This window comes from Alcaligenes faecalis (assembly GCF_009497775.1).
GTDB classification, from domain to species: Bacteria; Pseudomonadota; Gammaproteobacteria; order Burkholderiales; family Burkholderiaceae_B; genus Alcaligenes; species Alcaligenes faecalis_D.
In genome coordinates, this window is record NZ_CP031012.1 from 1,882,504 (window position 1) to 1,898,442 (window position 15,939).

13 protein-coding genes and 1 tRNA gene are annotated in these 15,939 nt (G+C 54.5%); 3 read left to right on the forward strand and 11 right to left on the reverse strand.

Annotated features, from left to right (window positions below; genetic code table 11):
- Positions 1–16: 16 nt before the first annotated feature.
- The 7 genes from DUD43_RS08745 to DUD43_RS08775 all read right to left on the reverse strand — a co-directional run bounded on the left by DUD43_RS08745 (position 17) and on the right by DUD43_RS08775 (position 9,938).
- Positions 17–2,554: an extracellular solute-binding protein gene (locus tag DUD43_RS08745; RefSeq protein ID WP_153229974.1), complete on the reverse strand. Its 2,538-nt coding sequence runs from the start codon at positions 2,552–2,554 to the stop codon at positions 17–19.
- Positions 2,554–3,228, reverse strand: coding sequence for a response regulator transcription factor (locus tag DUD43_RS08750; RefSeq protein WP_035267896.1), 675 nt, complete (start codon positions 3,226–3,228; stop codon positions 2,554–2,556). Before DUD43_RS08750 ends, DUD43_RS08745 begins: the two co-directional genes overlap by 1 nt.
- A gap of 83 nt (positions 3,229–3,311) precedes the next feature.
- Entirely contained in the window at positions 3,312–5,021 is a 1,710-nt protein-coding gene (gene nadB / locus DUD43_RS08755) for an L-aspartate oxidase (protein WP_153229975.1), read from the reverse strand.
- Positions 5,021–6,154 (reverse strand): quinolinate synthase NadA, encoded by a 1,134-nt coding sequence (gene nadA / locus DUD43_RS08760; protein WP_153229976.1) that lies wholly within the window; start codon positions 6,152–6,154, stop codon positions 5,021–5,023. Before nadA ends, nadB begins: the two co-directional genes overlap by 1 nt.
- A gap of 209 nt (positions 6,155–6,363) precedes the next feature.
- Positions 6,364–7,410, reverse strand: a complete 1,047-nt coding sequence (locus DUD43_RS08765) for an NADP(H)-dependent aldo-keto reductase (RefSeq protein ID WP_153229977.1) — start codon at positions 7,408–7,410, stop codon at positions 6,364–6,366.
- Between the two features lie 82 nt (positions 7,411–7,492).
- The gene (locus DUD43_RS08770) at positions 7,493–9,118 is read right to left on the reverse strand and encodes an amidohydrolase (protein WP_228125944.1); all 1,626 of its coding nucleotides are present in this window, start codon (positions 9,116–9,118) and stop codon (positions 7,493–7,495) included.
- A 403-nt stretch (positions 9,119–9,521) separates the two neighbouring features.
- Positions 9,522–9,938 carry a YkgJ family cysteine cluster protein gene (locus DUD43_RS08775; protein ID WP_035267876.1) on the reverse strand — a complete coding sequence of 139 codons (417 nt, stop codon included), beginning with the start codon at positions 9,936–9,938 and terminating at the stop codon, positions 9,522–9,524.
- 459 nt (positions 9,939–10,397) lie between these two features.
- Here DUD43_RS08775 and DUD43_RS08780 point away from each other — a divergent pair.
- A tRNA-Val gene (locus tag DUD43_RS08780) sits at positions 10,398–10,474 on the forward strand.
- 160 nt (positions 10,475–10,634) lie between these two features.
- Here the strand turns inward: DUD43_RS08780 and DUD43_RS08785 are convergent.
- Genes DUD43_RS08785 through DUD43_RS08795 form a run of 3 tightly spaced genes read right to left on the reverse strand, consistent with a single transcriptional unit; the run spans position 10,635 to position 12,566 of the window.
- Positions 10,635–11,855 (reverse strand): tyrosine-type recombinase/integrase, encoded by a 1,221-nt coding sequence (locus DUD43_RS08785; protein WP_153229978.1) that lies wholly within the window; start codon positions 11,853–11,855, stop codon positions 10,635–10,637.
- Positions 11,856–11,871: 16 nt separating this feature from the next.
- Positions 11,872–12,096 (reverse strand): helix-turn-helix transcriptional regulator, encoded by a 225-nt coding sequence (locus tag DUD43_RS08790; RefSeq protein ID WP_153229979.1) that lies wholly within the window; start codon positions 12,094–12,096, stop codon positions 11,872–11,874.
- On the reverse strand, positions 12,093–12,566 hold the full coding sequence (locus DUD43_RS08795; RefSeq protein ID WP_153229980.1) for a class I SAM-dependent methyltransferase: 474 nt from the start codon (positions 12,564–12,566) through the stop codon (positions 12,093–12,095). Before DUD43_RS08795 ends, DUD43_RS08790 begins: the two co-directional genes overlap by 4 nt.
- 17 nt (positions 12,567–12,583) lie before the next feature.
- Between DUD43_RS08795 and DUD43_RS08800 the strand changes: the two genes are divergently transcribed.
- Together DUD43_RS08800 and DUD43_RS08805 are read left to right on the forward strand one after the other, a co-directional pair.
- Positions 12,584–14,056: an HNH endonuclease gene (locus DUD43_RS08800; protein WP_153229981.1), complete on the forward strand. Its 1,473-nt coding sequence runs from the start codon at positions 12,584–12,586 to the stop codon at positions 14,054–14,056.
- 230 nt (positions 14,057–14,286) lie between these two features.
- On the forward strand, positions 14,287–15,039 hold the full coding sequence (locus DUD43_RS08805) for a hypothetical protein (protein ID WP_153229982.1): 753 nt from the start codon (positions 14,287–14,289) through the stop codon (positions 15,037–15,039).
- Here DUD43_RS08805 and DUD43_RS08810 read toward each other — a convergent pair.
- Complete coding sequence (locus tag DUD43_RS08810; RefSeq protein WP_153229983.1) at positions 15,029–15,931, reverse strand: recombination-associated protein RdgC; 903 nt, start codon at positions 15,929–15,931, stop codon at positions 15,029–15,031. The genes DUD43_RS08805 and DUD43_RS08810 overlap by 11 nt on opposite strands.
- Between the last annotated feature and the right edge of the window lie 8 nt (positions 15,932–15,939).

The following is a 15,939-nucleotide window of genomic DNA, read 5'->3' on the forward strand; positions in this document are numbered from 1 at the left end:
AGCTGTCAGCATCCTGTCACTGCTGATAGGGAACATCCCCTAGTCCGGTGGGCGTGTCCGTGACCAGACGCCGCCAGTTTTGCAGAAAACGCTGGCGTCGGGTGGGGTCCAGACCGACCAGCAGGGAAGGGTTCAGGATAAGGGGTTGAACGATTCCAATTGCTTGATTTGACACGGGTTTTGTGAACCAGCTGCCGGTTTCGATGGCATTGAGCGGGCCCAATCCGGCCGGGCCGGCAATGGTTTGCTGACCGCGGGGCGAGAGCAAATAATCGATAAACGTGGCAGCCAAATCGGGTCGACGAGCCTGTTTGTGAATCAAGGCGCTGCGGGTAAACACCGAGACGTAATCACTGGGAACGACGATGGCAATGTCTGAACCGGCTTTCTGACGGGCCAGGGCATAAGAGCCCAGCACGTTGTAGGCCACATCCAGAGTGCCGTTGTCCAGATCGTCCAGAATGGCGGCGGTATTGGCATACAAACGGGTGCCGACCCGGCCCAGGGCATTGGCCATCCCCCAGAAAGTGGAGGAGGTGCGTTCGTCATAGAGCGCAAACAGATAGCCCACGCCACTGATCTGGATGTCGTAGGTGCCGACACGGCCCATCAAACTGCCGCTATTGCGCTCCAGGAGCCGGAGCAGGGCCTCGCGAGAGGCGGGCAAATCGGGCGGCAAACGGGAAGGGGCATAGGCAATGACAGCCGGTTCCAGCGTGAAGCCGAACACCTCATTGCGCCAGCGCGCCCAGTTGGGCATGGCATTGGTCAGGCTGGACGAGTAGGGACGGGCGTAGCCATCGTTGGCCAGCTTTACCTGCAAGTCCGAGGCCGAGCTGATCAGCAAATCCGTGTCGGGCAGACTGCCTTGAGTGGTGTGCCGATACAGGGCGGTGGAATCCATCTCGTGGTAGCGAATGCTCACCTGAGGCTGGATTTTCTGGAAGTCGTGCACCAGTACTTCAAACAGTTCCGTATCGGTAGGGCCAGCGATCACCAGCAAAGGCTGATCATCCGGATTTTGCTTGGGAGAAATCGCTGGGTATTCATGGCTGCGTATGCCCATATCGGGGCGCGCGGTCTTGTCCTGAGCATGAACAGTGTCGGGATGTACGAGCAGGCCTGTCAACGCCAAGGCCAGAACGGCCAACGTCTGTGGCAGGGTGTTTGCAGGTTTGTGGCCTTGAATCAGCGCCGGGATTTCGATACGGACCGTCAGCCCTTGCGGGGAATGGTCACGCAAGAGCAAAGTTCCCTGATGGGCTTGCACTACCGTGCGCACAATTGACAGGCCCAAGCCCGATCCCGGTCTGCCGTGACTGCTGGGGCCACGTTGAAAGCGCTCCAGCAAGCGGGTTTTGTCCTCGTCACTGATGCCGGGGCCCAGGTCAGACACATCAAACACTACCAAACCGCTGGGCCGGGTATAGATGCGTACCGAGATATGCTCGTCGCTGTAAAGCATGGCGTTGTCGATCACATTGCGCAGCATTTCCCGTAGCGAAACGTGATCGCCCAACACCTGGGCGCGCCGCGCCGAAGGGGTGATGTGGACTTGCAGCCTATGCGCGCGATCCGGGTCCACACGCCCCTGGATTTCCTGAATCAGCGGGGTTACGTCCAGCGGGCGCATGGCGCTGCGATCCAGACGATGGCTGACCGTGGCATCCATCAGCAACTGGTTCAGCAAATGGGTGGCATGGGTGGTGTTGTTCAAAATCCGTTGCAGGCGCGGGCGTACGGCTTCCGAGCCGGGCTGGTCCATGGCAAGCTGGGTTTGCAAATGCACTGCCGCCAAAGGAGTGCGAATCTGGTGAGCCGCATCGGCTACCAGATTGTTCAAGGTGCCTACAGCAGTTTGTAGACGCTGCATGAAGGCATTCAGGGTCTCGACCAGACGGCGAATCTCCTTGGGCACTGGCGTGTCGATGGGCTGCAAGTTGTCGTGAGAACGTTCCCTGAGCGCGGTCTCCAATTCCGCCAAGGGGGCGAAGGCGCGCCGAATCCCCAGACTGGTAATCATCAGGGCCAGCAAAATCAGGCCCGTCAGCGACAAGGTGCTGCGGCCCAGCAGCTCGTCCGCCAGCGCTTGCCGCGTTCCCAGGGTTTCGGCCACGCGTATGGTGATCCAGCCTCGGCCCAGTGAGTGTTCGCCCGTTAGCAAGCGCCCAATCGTGGCGACCCGCACGGGCGTGTCGTGATAGCTGATCGTGTCATATCGTGGTTCGGAACTGGTGGCGGGCGGGAGGGCGTCCCCCAAGTCCGGGTAGCCGGAAATCAGCCCGCTGGTCGAGCGCACACTGTAAAAAATGTGCTCCTGCTCGGGCAGCATGGCCATGGCCGAGTAAGGCAGTTCCAGAGAGAGTTCGCCTTCATCAATCTGAATGGCGTTGGCAATGGTCAGGGCGGCGGCTTTCAGGAGCCGGTCATAGGCGGAATCGGCAGCGCGTTGGGCGTATTGGCGTGACGCCAGGCCCAGAGCCAAAAGGGCGGCGGCCAACAGACAGACCGCCAGCGCCAGCACACGTTGCTGGATGGACAGGGAGCGACGCATCAGCTGACATCGCCCAGGCTGGCCATATAGCCGGTGCCCCGCACCGTGTCGATGCGAATGGCAATATCGCTAAGCTTGCGCCGCAGGCGGGAGACATGCAGCTCCACCGCATTGGGGCTGGAGTCTTCATCAAAGTTGAACAGCTGCATCATCAGCCGTTCCTTGGTGACAACTTGCCCGGCACGGCTCAGAAGCAATTCCAGCAAGCAGAATTCGCGCTGACCAAACTCCACGGTCTGATCCCGGCTATTGATGCGCCGGGCGGCGATATCAATGCTGACGTGTCCCAACTGCCAGATTTCCGCTTGCGTGGTGGCGGGGCGACGCATCAGGGCGCGTAGCCGTGCTTCCAGTTCGCGCAGATCAAAAGGTTTGACCAGGTAATCGTCCGCCCCCAGATCCAGCATGGAAACACGGTCCTCGATTTCTGAGCGGGCTGTCATCACCAGCACGGGTAGGCTGGGTGTTTGCCGACGCAGATGCCGCAAAATACTGAAACCGTCCTGATCGGGCAGCATGATATCCAACAGCAGGACATCCCAGTTATCCATCTCCAGATAGCGCAGGGCCTGCTCGCCATTCATGACCCACTCCACACTATGACCGCCCGCACTGAGCCGGCTGGCGATGGCTTCTCCCAAATCCTCATTGTCCTCGACCATGAGTAATCGCATATTGCCTCCATCGAATGGGCTCCTGCATGTTGAGGTGCCTCTTAATCTGATTTTTTTATTCTATCCCATGGAGGCGGCGGGTCTTAGTCACTCCTGAAATGCGCACCCAGACTGTGCGGGCGAGCCAAGGCTGCTTGAGTTAGCAGCCAGGCCGTGTCCAGCTGCAGGCTGAGAGTACGTTGTTCCAGGCTGTCAGGGAGTTGGCTTGTTTGTTCGCGCCAATCGTCAATAGTGTGCAGGGCGTAGACCAGGCCCTGGCGATTGCGCAACAGGCCGACATGCTCTTGCATCAAGTTGCGCAAGGAGAGAAGGGAGGGGGGATTGGTGGTTATGTTTTCCACTGCATTGGTTGCCGCCGCAGTCATAAGGGAAGGTCTTGGACTTGGCTTCGAACTCGAACTAGAGTTCAAACCCAAACCCCAATTGGGGCCGACACTAGCCTGTGAACTGGAACTGGAACTGGAACTGGAACTGGAACTGGAACTGGAACTGGAACTGGAACTGGAGTTTAGTTTTGAGTTTGTGTATGAACATGAAGTTGAAATCGAACTTGTATTTGCAATATCTGTCTCAGGGACCAACGCTGAACGCTGGGTCCTCTTGCTTCTAGTAATCGCCTCGGCAGCCGCCCGCCCCATGACGACGCACTCCAGCAAGGAGTTGCTGGCCAAGCGATTCGCCCCATGCAAACCTGTGCAGGCTACTTCACCCACGGCGTACAAACCAGCTACCGTTGTACGGCCTGACAAGTCTGTTTCAATCCCTCCACAGCTGTAGTGCGCGGCAGGCGCTACTGGCACCCAGTCCTGACGTAAATCCAAACCCCGACGCAAGCCTTCTTCCAACGCTTTCGGGAAATGCTGCTGCAAAGTCTCCGCACCAAGATGGCGCACATCAAGCCAGACATGGTTGCTACCTTCATGCCGCATCTGCGCTGCGATAGCACGCGACACAATATCGCGTGGAGCCAGCTCCGCTCTAGCGTCGTAGCCTGATATGAAGCGGCGGCCTTGCTTGTCCAGCAGATGCCCACCCTCACCACGCAAGGCTTCGGTCAGCAGAAAGGTCGGCCCCTCTGCATGCAGGCAGGTCGGATGAAACTGCACAAACTCCAGATCGCGTATCGCGGCACCCGCACGCCAGGCCAAGGCAATCCCTTCTCCCAAAGCGCTGTCGGGATTGGTGCTGTGCGCATACAGGCTGCCTAGCCCACCTGTTGCCAGCACGATCTGGTCCGCCAAAATGGTTTCGTAGCGACGTGTGTGCTTGTCGTAGATGTCCACGCCAGCCACCGCGCCTTGTTCGTTGCGTCGTAAAGCCAATGCCTGGCAGTCTGTCCGCTGTTGAACATGAGAGGCTTGAGCCAATTCCGGAAACAGAGCCTGCATGATGGCGTAGCCGCTGGCATCGGCCGCGTGCACAATGCGTCGCTGGCTATGCCCACCCTCGCGAGTCAGATGCAATTGGCCATCTTCGGTTCGGTCCAGAGGAACCTGCCTTTCCAATAGCCAATGCACTGCATCTGGCGCGGCTTGCAAAATCCCGCGTACCGCTTCCTTATCCGAGTGCCGAGCACCGGCCTCCAGCGTGTCTTCAATGTGTTGTTCCAGACTGTCCTGGGCGCTGAGTACGGCGGCCAGACCGCCCAAGGCCATAGGGCTGGCCCCACAAGGAGCGGGGGCGCTGCTCAGCAAAGTCACATTCATCGAGGAGGGCAAGGACAGGGCCAGACTGGTGCCAGCCAGCCCCGCACCGATGATTAACACATCCGTCTGTGTTGAGCCTGATTGCATCAAGCGGCTCCTACATGCTGGAACTGCTGACTGTGCTCGGCCAAGTCAGCACTCACGCGCAAATTGCTTTGCTGAGCAGCAGCAAAATCCATCATGCGTTGCAAGGAACGTCGTGCGCCTTCACGAAGGTCCGGGTCCACTTGAATACCAAGACCTGACTGACTCAAGCGTTGATGCAGAGCCTCCAGACTGTTCAAGGCCATCCAGGGGCAATAGGCGCAGCTTTTGCAGGTGGCGCTTTCGCCTGCCGTGGGTGCAGCCAGAAAGGTTTTACCCGGAGCCTGCTGACGCATGGCATGCAAAATCCCTTGATCGGTGGCGACGATAAAGGTGTCGGCAGGATGATTGATGGCAGCGCGCAGTAGCTGCGTTGTCGAGCCAACTACATCGGCTAGCGCAACCACTGAAGCGGGTGACTCGGGATGCACCAGTACCTGAGCATCGGGGTGCTCGCTCATCAAAGACTTCAAGCCATCGGCCTTGAACTCGTCATGGACCAGACAGGAACCTTGCCAGAGCAGCATGTCTGCGCCGGTTTGTTTCTGGATATAGGAGCCCAAATGACGATCCGGTGCCCACAGAATCTTTTTCCCTTGGGCATGCAAATGCCGCACGATGTCCAAGGCGATTGAGGACGTCACAACCCAATCCGCCTGTGCTTTGACGGCTGCGCTGGTATTGGCATACACCACCACTTCCCGGTCTGGATGCGCGGCACAAAACTGTTTGAAGTCTTCGGGGGCGCAACCCAGATCCAGAGAGCAAGTCGCTTCGTCATGCACAGCCAGTACACGTTTTTCAGGGCTCAGGATTTTGGCGGACTCAGCCATAAATCCGACACCGGCCACCAACACCGTGCTGGCCCCATGCTCCTGCCCAAAGCGTGCCATCTCCAACGAGTCACCTACGCAACCCCCGGTTTCTAAAGCCAGATCCTGAATATCGGGGTCCGTGTAGTAGTGGGCGACCAGTACAGCGTCTTGCTCCTTCAACTGCTTGGCCAGGGCCTGTTTCAAGGTGGCCTTATCGCTTTGCAGACTGAGTTTGGAAGGCACTTCATGCCAGGTGATCTGGCGGCTCAAAGCGTCCTTGGTGTCAGGTTGGCAGACATCAACGGGGAAATGCTGAATCATGTTTGTCCTTGATGCTCATTTTGAGCATAAATGGATAAAAAAAATGGGAAATATGAATTTCTGAGCGGAAAGAAAGGCGTCTCTTTTGTTATGCTTTTTTTGAGCATAAATAAAAAATCAGCGCTCTGCAAGCACAAGAACAGGAGAGGGAATAACAAAGAGGGGTGCCCCGCTTTGGATACTTGGGCTCAAAGCGGGGTGAAAGCCAATTAAGGCGCGGGGTTCGGGGTGTGGTGATGAATAGCGTTGATCTTGGCGATCAGCTCATCACTCAATTGAACATCCGCACTGGCGATGTTCTCGCGCAGTTGCTCCAGCGTGGTCGCACCGATCAGATTGCTGCTGGTAAAGGCTTGCTGGTTCACCCATGCCAGGGCCAGTTGGGTAGGCGTCAAACCGTTTTCGCGAGCCAGTTCGTTGTAGGCCAGCGCCGCTTCACGGGCACGAGGGGCATCGTAGCGGGTGAAACGGTTGTATAGCGTCAAACGTCCTTTTTCAGGGCGAGCGCCGTTGTCATACTTGCCCGTCAACACTCCCATCGCCAAAGGCGAATAGGCCAGCAGCCCCAGGCCTTCATAACGGCAGAATTCGGACAGGCCTTCTTCAAACACGCGGTTCAGCAGGTTGTAGGGGTTCTGGATCGTGGCAATTAACGGCAGAGAGCGGGAACGCGACAACTCCAGAAAGCGCGAAACCCCCCAAGGCGTTTCATTGGACACACCGATGTGACGTATCTTGCCTTGACGCACAAAGTCGTCCAATACCGACAAGGTCTCTTCGATAGGGATAGTGTCTTCTTCTTTCCACGGGTAGCTACGCTGCCCAAACGTCACCGTGCTGCGATCTGGCCAGTGCAACTGATACAGGTCCAGATAGTCTGTTTGCAGTCGACGCAGGCTGTCATGCAGGGCTTGTTCCAGATTCTTGCGATCCAGGCTGGTGCCGCCATTGCGGATATGACCAGGGCGCTTGGGGTCACGTTGGGGACCGGCAATTTTGCTGGCCAGAACAATGTCCTTGCGGCGGCCGGTTTTAGCCAGCCAGGTGCCGATATATTGTTCGGTCAAACCTTGCGTGGCCGCTATAGGGGGAACAGGGTACATCTCGGCGGTATCCACCAGATTCACACCCAGTTCCAAGGCAAGGTCCAGCTGAGCGTGCGCATCGGCCTCGCTGTTCTGTTCCCCGTAAGTCATGGTGCCCAAACCAATCAGGCTGACGTCCAGGTCTGTATTGCCCAGCTTGCGGTATTTCATTTGCTTCGACTCCCGAAAGCGCAGGGCCGGGCGGCCCTACAAACCGTGCATGGTAGCGTATTTAGCCGGCCTGCCGGGCAGCTTATTTTGCTGCTGTGTACACCAGACGGCCTTGGAAAATAGTCATCAGTACCGTGGTGTCGCTGATTTCATTGGGCTCAATCTTGAATAGATCCCGATCCAGCACAATCAGATCAGCAGATTTTCCTGCTTCCAAAGAGCCGGTTTCTGTTTCTCGACCCAATGCTTTGGCCCCATTCTGCGTGAAAATCTGCAGTGCTTCGGTCAGATTCAAGGCTTGCTCAGCGCCCATTTGTTCACCTGGACGTTGTCCGAAGGGATTGGCACGAGTCATCAGTGCTTCAATCGCAGGCCAGGGATTGTTGTCCTTCACGCCAGAAGGCCAGTCCGAACCCGCAATAATGGTGACGTCCTGGTCGAGCAGGGCACGTGCCTGGAACATGCTTTTGCTGCGCTCACCAACTACCGAGCTGATGGCGTCAATCAAACCCGATGGGTACCAGATATAGGGAGAAAAGTCGGCCGCTACATTCAGGGCTTTGAAGCGTGGCTTATCCTGATCATCTACAAACTCCGAGTGCGCCAGTTCGTGCATCAAACCTTGAGATCCATTGGCTTTACGCGCTTTTTCAATGGCATTCAAGGCCACACGAATAGCCCGATCACCCGCGGTATGCATCTTCAAGCCATAGCCGGCTGCATCCAAATGAGTGACGACGCGGTCCAGTTCGTTTTCTGGAACGACCAAGGCTCCCAAGGACAAAGGATCGTCGTGATGAGTATCCGCGTAGGGCTCCAACATGGCTGCCGTATGCGCCGAGGTAGGTACCCCGTCGGTATAGATCTTGACGTAGTTGGTCTTCAGGCCGGGGCGAGCATACAGCTTGCTGATGCGGTCAATTTCTGCAAAGTCAAAAACATGCTTGCTGTCCTTGCCAGAGATCCGGATAGCAGTGGCAACATGGGCATTTAAACCTTCTTGTTTGTCCAGGTTGTAGTACGACCGCACAACAGCTTCGCTGGCGTCGGCATCTTTCAAACCTGTAATCCCGAATTGGTTGGACTCCTGGATGGCATACCGCGCTGCTTTCAGATATTGATCATCCGTCCAGTCCGGCACAAAAGAACGGATGTAGCTATTGGCCTCGACTAAAACCCCATTGGGTTCGCGGCTGTCTGCCTCGTGCTTGACGGTCATGCCATCAGGAGGCGTAAAGTTGGCGTCAATTTGCAGGAGGCTCAAAGCCTTGGAGTTCACCCAGGCGTTGTGACCCGTATCGTCGGTTAGAACAATAGCCTTGTCGCCAGAGACGGCATCCAGCCATTTTCGTGGCGAGTCAATTTTGTGAGTCTTGAAGAAATCACTATCCCATTGGCCGCCCTGAATCCAGAGCGTTTCGCTACGAGCCACGCAGGCTTTTAGCGTGTCTGCCAATACATCCGGCGTTACTGTGAAGGGGAAGTTGCACTGGAACAGATGCTTCAACCCACCCCACACAGGATGGGAGTGCGCTTCATTAATACCGGGCATGGCCATCTTGCCGCCCAGATCAAGCAACTGAGTATTGGCTCCACGTCGGGATTGCAGTTGCTCTGTGCTTCCCAGAGCTTCAATTTTCCCATCACGTATCGCAATGGCCTCTACCCAGGCCTGCTCCGGGTTTTGCGTATAAATACGTCCATTCACAATTAACAGGTCGGCGGCAGGTGAGGCCGCCGATGTTATGGGGCTGATGGAACTAAACCCAGCCAGGCACACCAATGATGCAACTGCTAAACGTGAACGACTAAAACGCATATCTCTTTGCTCCAGTATTGTTATGACTATGTTTGCGTGTTGAATAAAGCTTGTTCGTGTCTTTGAAAGTCCAAAACAAGCTACATCCAACACCTGTAGGCTACAGGTCTGGAGCAGGGGTTTCTATAGGTAGAAACACAATGAGAAATCTACGGATAGCTTCGAATTCATTCAAACAATAGAATATCTCTGTGCTTGAAAAAGAAGCTTCATGTGTCAATTGATGTGCAACAAAAAAGCCTTCACGCATCAGCAGTGAAGGCTTTTCAAGAGAGGCTTGGCGGTACAGGTATCAGGCCGCCTCATCATGCTCCGGCAAGGCGGGCGGAGCCGGCAACGGACGATTCGGCAGCAAAGGCAAACCGTGCTTGCTGCGCAAACGCTGGCAATCCACATTTGGGCTGCCATCCAGTTCCCAGATTTGGTAGTCACGACAGGGGGTAGGGCGATCCGGATAGATAGCACAATGAATCCCGGGCTGGCCCAAAGTGCCGCGCAAGGCAATACAGCGGCCTTCACCTTGCTCGGTTCCTTTCATACAGGCGCGCAGCGGACCAACCTTGGTGGTCAACTCGACCGGCACCGTACCGCCAGTCTCGCCGCTTAACTCACCACTATAGAAAGACACCCGAAAGTGCGAACAGCACACGCCACAGCTTAAACAGGGGTTCTCGTCAAAAATCTCGTCATTGGGTGGCGTATAAAGCACCGCTTCCAGCGTGGTTTCCTGAACGCCAGGCAAATCCAGCAGTTGAGTTGGGGTAGGCGGGAGAGAAGAGCAAGTCATGTGCGTAGGTGTCCCGTAGCGGCCGCAGATCCGTTTCAGACGAGATCGATGATCTGTAGGCGTAAAGCAATTATTTTATTTTTGCCCGAAGAACTTGAATAGAAAAATCGTGTGGCAGTGGGGTGGCTTGATGCTGGCTGGAGACAGATTGTGTGTATCTATATGTTTCATTGATCTGTCTGCCCAGGAAAGGCGAAAATTTCTGAGAATCTGCCAATTTTTTGTTTAACTCTTATAAAACAATGGATTGCGATATTTCACAGGCCCAAAGAGCTATTTCTGGAGATGAGTCAGAAAAAAAAGATCATCTTTTTTATAGAAAAACGCAAAATAGTGTTGACAGGCCCATAGGGAAGATCTATTATTTCATTTCTTCACCGCAGGCGGTTAGCTCAGTTGGTTAGAGCGCTACGTTGACATCGTAGAGGTCGCTGGTTCGAATCCAGTACTGCCTACCAGAATACATGCACACAGCTCCAAGCTGTGCCAAGAAAAGCCCCAAGGATCAATGCTTTGGGGCTTTTTTGTTGCTCAGCGTTCCAAGCTGAGCCAAGCCAGTCCCAGAGCGTTTGGGGGTATGGATGGGGGTATGGTGTAACAGGAATGGGGGTATGGAAATTACGCGGCTTTTTCAAGCTGTTCGTCCAGATAATCCGACCACCATTGCATCAGTTTTTTGCGCTCCTCCAGGTACATGGCGTGGTTGTATGCACGTCGAACCTTGTTTCTATCGCGATGGGCCAGTTGCCGTTCAATGGCGTCAGGGCGAAAGCCGCTGTGCTCATTCATGATGGTCGATGCCAACCCTCGGAAGCCGTGTCCTGTTTGCAGCTTCTCATAGCCCATGATTTTTAGGGCACGGTTCATGGTGTCGCTGCTCATCACAGCACCGCGGCGATTATGAACATTGGGAAACAGGTACTGAAAGTGCCCCGAGTGCTGGCGTAGGCTTTCCAAGATCGCAAGAGCTTGGGTTGAAAGCGGCACGATATGGTCGGGCGCGCTCTGCTTTTGTGCCAGGCGTCCTTTCATGCGCTCGCCCGGTATCAGCCACAAGGCATTCTTCCAATCGATCTCGCTCCATTGCGCCCAGCGCAGCTCGTTGGTCCGCGGAAAAGTGCGCATCATCAGCTTGATGGCCAGACGCGTCTCAGGTCTGCCGTGATAACGCTCAACGCTGGCGAGTAGGGCGGGGAGGTCCGTTTCTGCTACGTGTGGGAAATGCTCTACCGGTGGGCGCTCCTGCAAAAACTGCCGTAGCCCTTGGGTGACGTCGTTTTGAATTAATCCAGTACCGCAGCCGTATCGGAAGACCATGCTAACTGCTTCGAGCACCCGAGCAGCCATCTCTAACGCGCCGCGCTGCTCTACTTGCTGCACCAGTTCCAGGACTGCTTTTCCTGTCACGCTGGAAATGGAGCGCTGGCCGATATGAGGATGCACGTTCGCGCTGAGCGCATTCGAGATCCGCGTAAAGTAGCCTTCGCTCCACACCGGCCGGCGGGTCTCCAGCCATTCGTCTGCGACCGTCTTGAATGTAATTCCTGTTGCCGACGGCGGGGGCCCCTCGCCAGGGTCAAGGCCTTCCGATAGCCGGGCCTTGGCCTTTTCGCGCTGCTCTCGGGCGACAGCAAGACCTATCTCCGGGTAAGAACCAAAGGTCAGTATGTTTTCTTTACCGGTCATGGGGTGCCGGTACTTCAATCTCCAGCGCTTGGAACCGGATGGGAGCAGCTCAAGGTACAAACCACCGCCGTCAAAAAGGCGGCACTTGCCGCCCGTGCCGAATTTTGCTGCTTTGCACTTTGAGTCCGTCAGCGGTGGGATCTTCTTTGCCATGTCTTTCTACTTCCTCTTATTTATAGGAGTCGGGGTTGTTGCGCCAAGCAAGGATGTCCTCACCCTTCCAGGCTGTGCAGGCTCTGCTTACCAGCTTGGCGGCCGGCGCTTGTCCAGCAAGTACTCTTTTGCGCCAGGTTTCTCGACTAAACGGGATGCGGTCGGCGAACTCGTCCCACCGATATAGGCCTTCGGGATGGATGGTGGGGGCGCTTTTTTGAGAGGATTGGGTGCTATTCATGACTGTCCTTTCATGAAGGTGATCCAGTGGGTATCGGCGCGTTTGCCGCTGGGATGGCCGAACAAGGGCTTGTTTGGGGTCAGCTCAAGGATTTGGCGAGTGGGGATCTGGATCTCATTCCACTTGAAGATCAGCACACCCTCGGGCTTGAGGACGCGGAAGCATTCCGCAAAGCCACGGCGCAGATCGTCCTGCCAGTCGTCACTAAGGATTCCGTACTTGGCACGTAGCCAGGACTCCCGGCCAGCGTGACGCAGGTGAGGGGGATCGAAGCAGACAAGGCGAAAGCTCTCGTCAGGAAACGGCATTGCCCGGAAGTCCATATTCAGATCGGGCGTGATGTTGAATGCCCGCCCATCGCAAAGCGTGTGGTTCTCGCTGCGGATGTCCCCGAATAGGGCGCGTTGGTCCTGGCGGTTGAACCACATCATGCGGCCACCACAGCAGGGATCTAGAACAAGCTGTGTCATGTAAATAGCTCCTATATATGGACGCAAAAAAAAACTCACTAAGCGTTACACTTGGTGAGCTAAGTTCAATTATTAAAAGGGGTTTGGGCGTGACTGAATTTAATGCTTGGGTTTTTCAGGGGAACCCTAATTTTTATGACTTAGAGAAGTACATACAGTCCTCTAGACAGATTTACTGGAATACTCCCAATCGCAATAGAGCAAAGATAGCTATTGGAGATCCTGTCATTATTTGGCGTTCAACAATTGATCGAGGCGCTATCGCGGTCGGTTATGTGAATGAGCTTCCTACAAAAGCTGCTGAGGTTTTACATCCAGAGGTTCTAGGGAGGGAGTTTTGGGTGGAGCATGAGGTTGTTAAGGAAGAAGAGTGGAAAACAGGGATTCAATTAGCAGGTGACATCCGCGTGAGCTCTGCCCAGGGCATGGTCACGCATGAACAGTTTATGCAGCATCCGCTGTTGCAAAAATCGCAAATCATACAAAATCCTAGGGGAACTATATTTAGGTTGTCCCAAACCGAGTTTCAGGCGTTTGAAAAGCTGTGGAGAAGCTCGTCATTCCTTAGGGATGCGTGTTCATTTTGGTGGGTCAATCACAAGCAAACCCGTCGTCAGGAAGTGGAAGGTGGATATATCTGGAGCCCCACCTCTAAGAAGAATGGCGCTTTTAATCAGACCTATGAAAATCTCAGGCTTGTGCAACCTGGAGATATAGTTTTTTCCTATGCTGATGGCCAAATTAAGGCGATCGGTAGAGCGCAGGCGGGTTATGAGAACGCCCCTAAGCCGAGTGAGTTTGGTTCAGTAGGCGATGTATGGGACCAATCCGGATGGCGGGTCCCAATTGTCTGGGAAGAGCTGGAGAACCCAGTACGGCCAAAGTCACACTTAACGGCTATTGCCCCGTTACTACCAACGAAACATTCACCTATTCGTGCCGCGAATGGTGATGGGATTCAAAGCTGCTATTTGGCAGGTATTTCAGAGAGCCTGGGAAATCTTCTTCTTGAGTTAGCGGGTAGAGACTCTCTGTCTACTGGAGAGTCTGAAATTGAGTCGGAAGAAGATAGGCAAGTGCAGTTGGTTTTGGCATCGAACATTTCACAAACAGAAAAAGAGCAAATCGTTAAAGCGCGGCGAGGTCAGGGCTTGTTTAGACGAAGAGTGGCTCAGGTTGAGTCAGTCTGCAGGCTCACCGGTGTGTCGGATCCGAGATTCTTAGTGGCCAGTCATATCAAGCCTTGGCGTGTGTCAAATAATGAAGAGCGTCTGGCTGGACATAACGGCTTGCTGTTATCTCCGCATGTAGACCTATTGTTCGACAAGGGATACATCTCTTTTAAGGATGATGGGGCCATGCTGGTTAGCCAACGAGCCGCGGCGGTTCTACGAGCTTGGCAATTGCCCTTAACGGAGAGCGCTCGGCCGTTCACTCCTGAACAGAAAGTGTTTCTTGAGTATCACCGTGGGCATATTTTCAAAGAGTAAGCTCTTGTGTTTGTGGATTTATTATCTCCGTATCGATGGGCAATAAAAACTGTCTGGTGGTCATGGGTTGATCCTAGAAAAGAAAAACCCCGGTTGAGTAAATCAAGCGGGGTTATGGGGTGTTGCTGTAGTCGTGATGCGTCATAAGGGAGGCATCCTATGTTTTAGCCACAGAGGTTCAGCTATGATCCTTGCGGATATAGGCAATAGAAACCTTTTGGAGGTCATGGGTGAGCGAAAAAAAATGTAGCTGTGAAGGACAAATGATCGCTGCCCTGATTGCAGGGGCGGTCTTAATGCTCACGGTGGGGTTTGTGCTTGGGTGGGCGTGGGATAAGCGGCAGGGCGTGCTAAGTGACGTGAGCATTCTCGAGGTAATGACCGCTTTCGGCACAGTGGGAGCGGCAGTGGGGGCTGCCTGGTCTGTTTTTTACACTGTTAATGAGAAGAGAAAGTCTCAGCGACATAAAGATAAAGTTTTAAAGATACAGTTAGATTCCAATTTTTTTGATTGGGATTTATTGGTAGAGACTGTTCATTGCTCTATAGAAGACTTACTTACTGACGGCTATGATAATCACCCTGAAAGCTTGAGATATAAAATTGCTGTTCTTGAAAGGGCTGTTGTCAGGATTCGTGAGTTGGAAGTTGTTTCGGTATCAGACGCCAGGCTCAGTACAGCGTCAGAGAAACTGTATTTAAATATCGTTAACTTGATCGAAGAGCAAACACGATTAAAAAACTTTTGCGACAGAGATGGCTTATTTGCGTCGCACCCCGTTTACAATAAATGCATTAGTGGAAGAAGAATAGCTGTTATTTTGCAGGCTTTAGATGCTATTAATTCACTTTTGCAATTGGTGAGAACTTCAAGGCCGGCCTCGTTGCAAAGAAAGGATAGGTTCGATGAACGTATCTTGGGTTTGCTTAGGAGCATCGAAAAGGATGGTGAACTGCCCTTAATTAGAGGACTTACTCTCTGAAGCGGTCTCCGCCCAACACTTCGACCAGGTCGCTGATCATCTTGGCTAGCTCGGAGGTCATCAAGGTCATGTCGGCATCAAAGATTTCGTCATCGTTGACGGCGGTCACGTCCTGTTTTTCCGTCAGGATGTCCAGCGGGGCCACGCGTTTGACGTCCAGCGCATCGGTCAGCACAAAGCTGATGCGATCCGCCCAGGTCATGGCCAAACGAGTGCATTGCTTGCCGGCTTCAACGTGCTTGCGCACTTCGTCAATGTCGGCGTTTTGCTTTACGTAGCGCACGGCAGCACCGCTGTCGCCCGTGGATCGCAGCTCAGTATCTTGGTCGATGGTGAAATTGGCGGGGGCGTCATCATCGACCAGCCAGCTCGTCATAGCGCCAGCGGGTGACCACTCGGTATACAGCGGCTGCACAGGGAAGGGGTCTACGCTCTTGGCCAGCAGGCCCAGCACTTCATCACTCTTAGCCACGGCAGCGGTATCAATCACAAACCAGTGGTTTCGTGTGTCGATCCACACTAGAGTGTCGCGCTGTACGGCATGGGAGCGGGGCATCAAATCAATGATGATCTGCTCTTTGATTTCCTTCATCTGCTTGCGGCCGGGCTTGTAGCCTTGCTGCTCTTCGATTTCGCGCGCCTTCTCGCGGGCCGCTTGGTTAACCACAGCGCTGGGCAGCAGCTTCTTTTCAGCACGCATGCAGATCAGATACTGCCCGTTCACTTCATGCACCAGCTCACCACCTTCACGCGGCGGGACCCAGCCCAGGCTGAGAGGCTCTTGGCTGCCGCCAGGGGCAAACTGATGCTTGGACAACATGTCGGCCAGTTGTTGAGCGGACAGGGCAAATGCCGTATCCAAGCGAGAGATACGAAGGTTTTTAAACCACATCAGAGAAT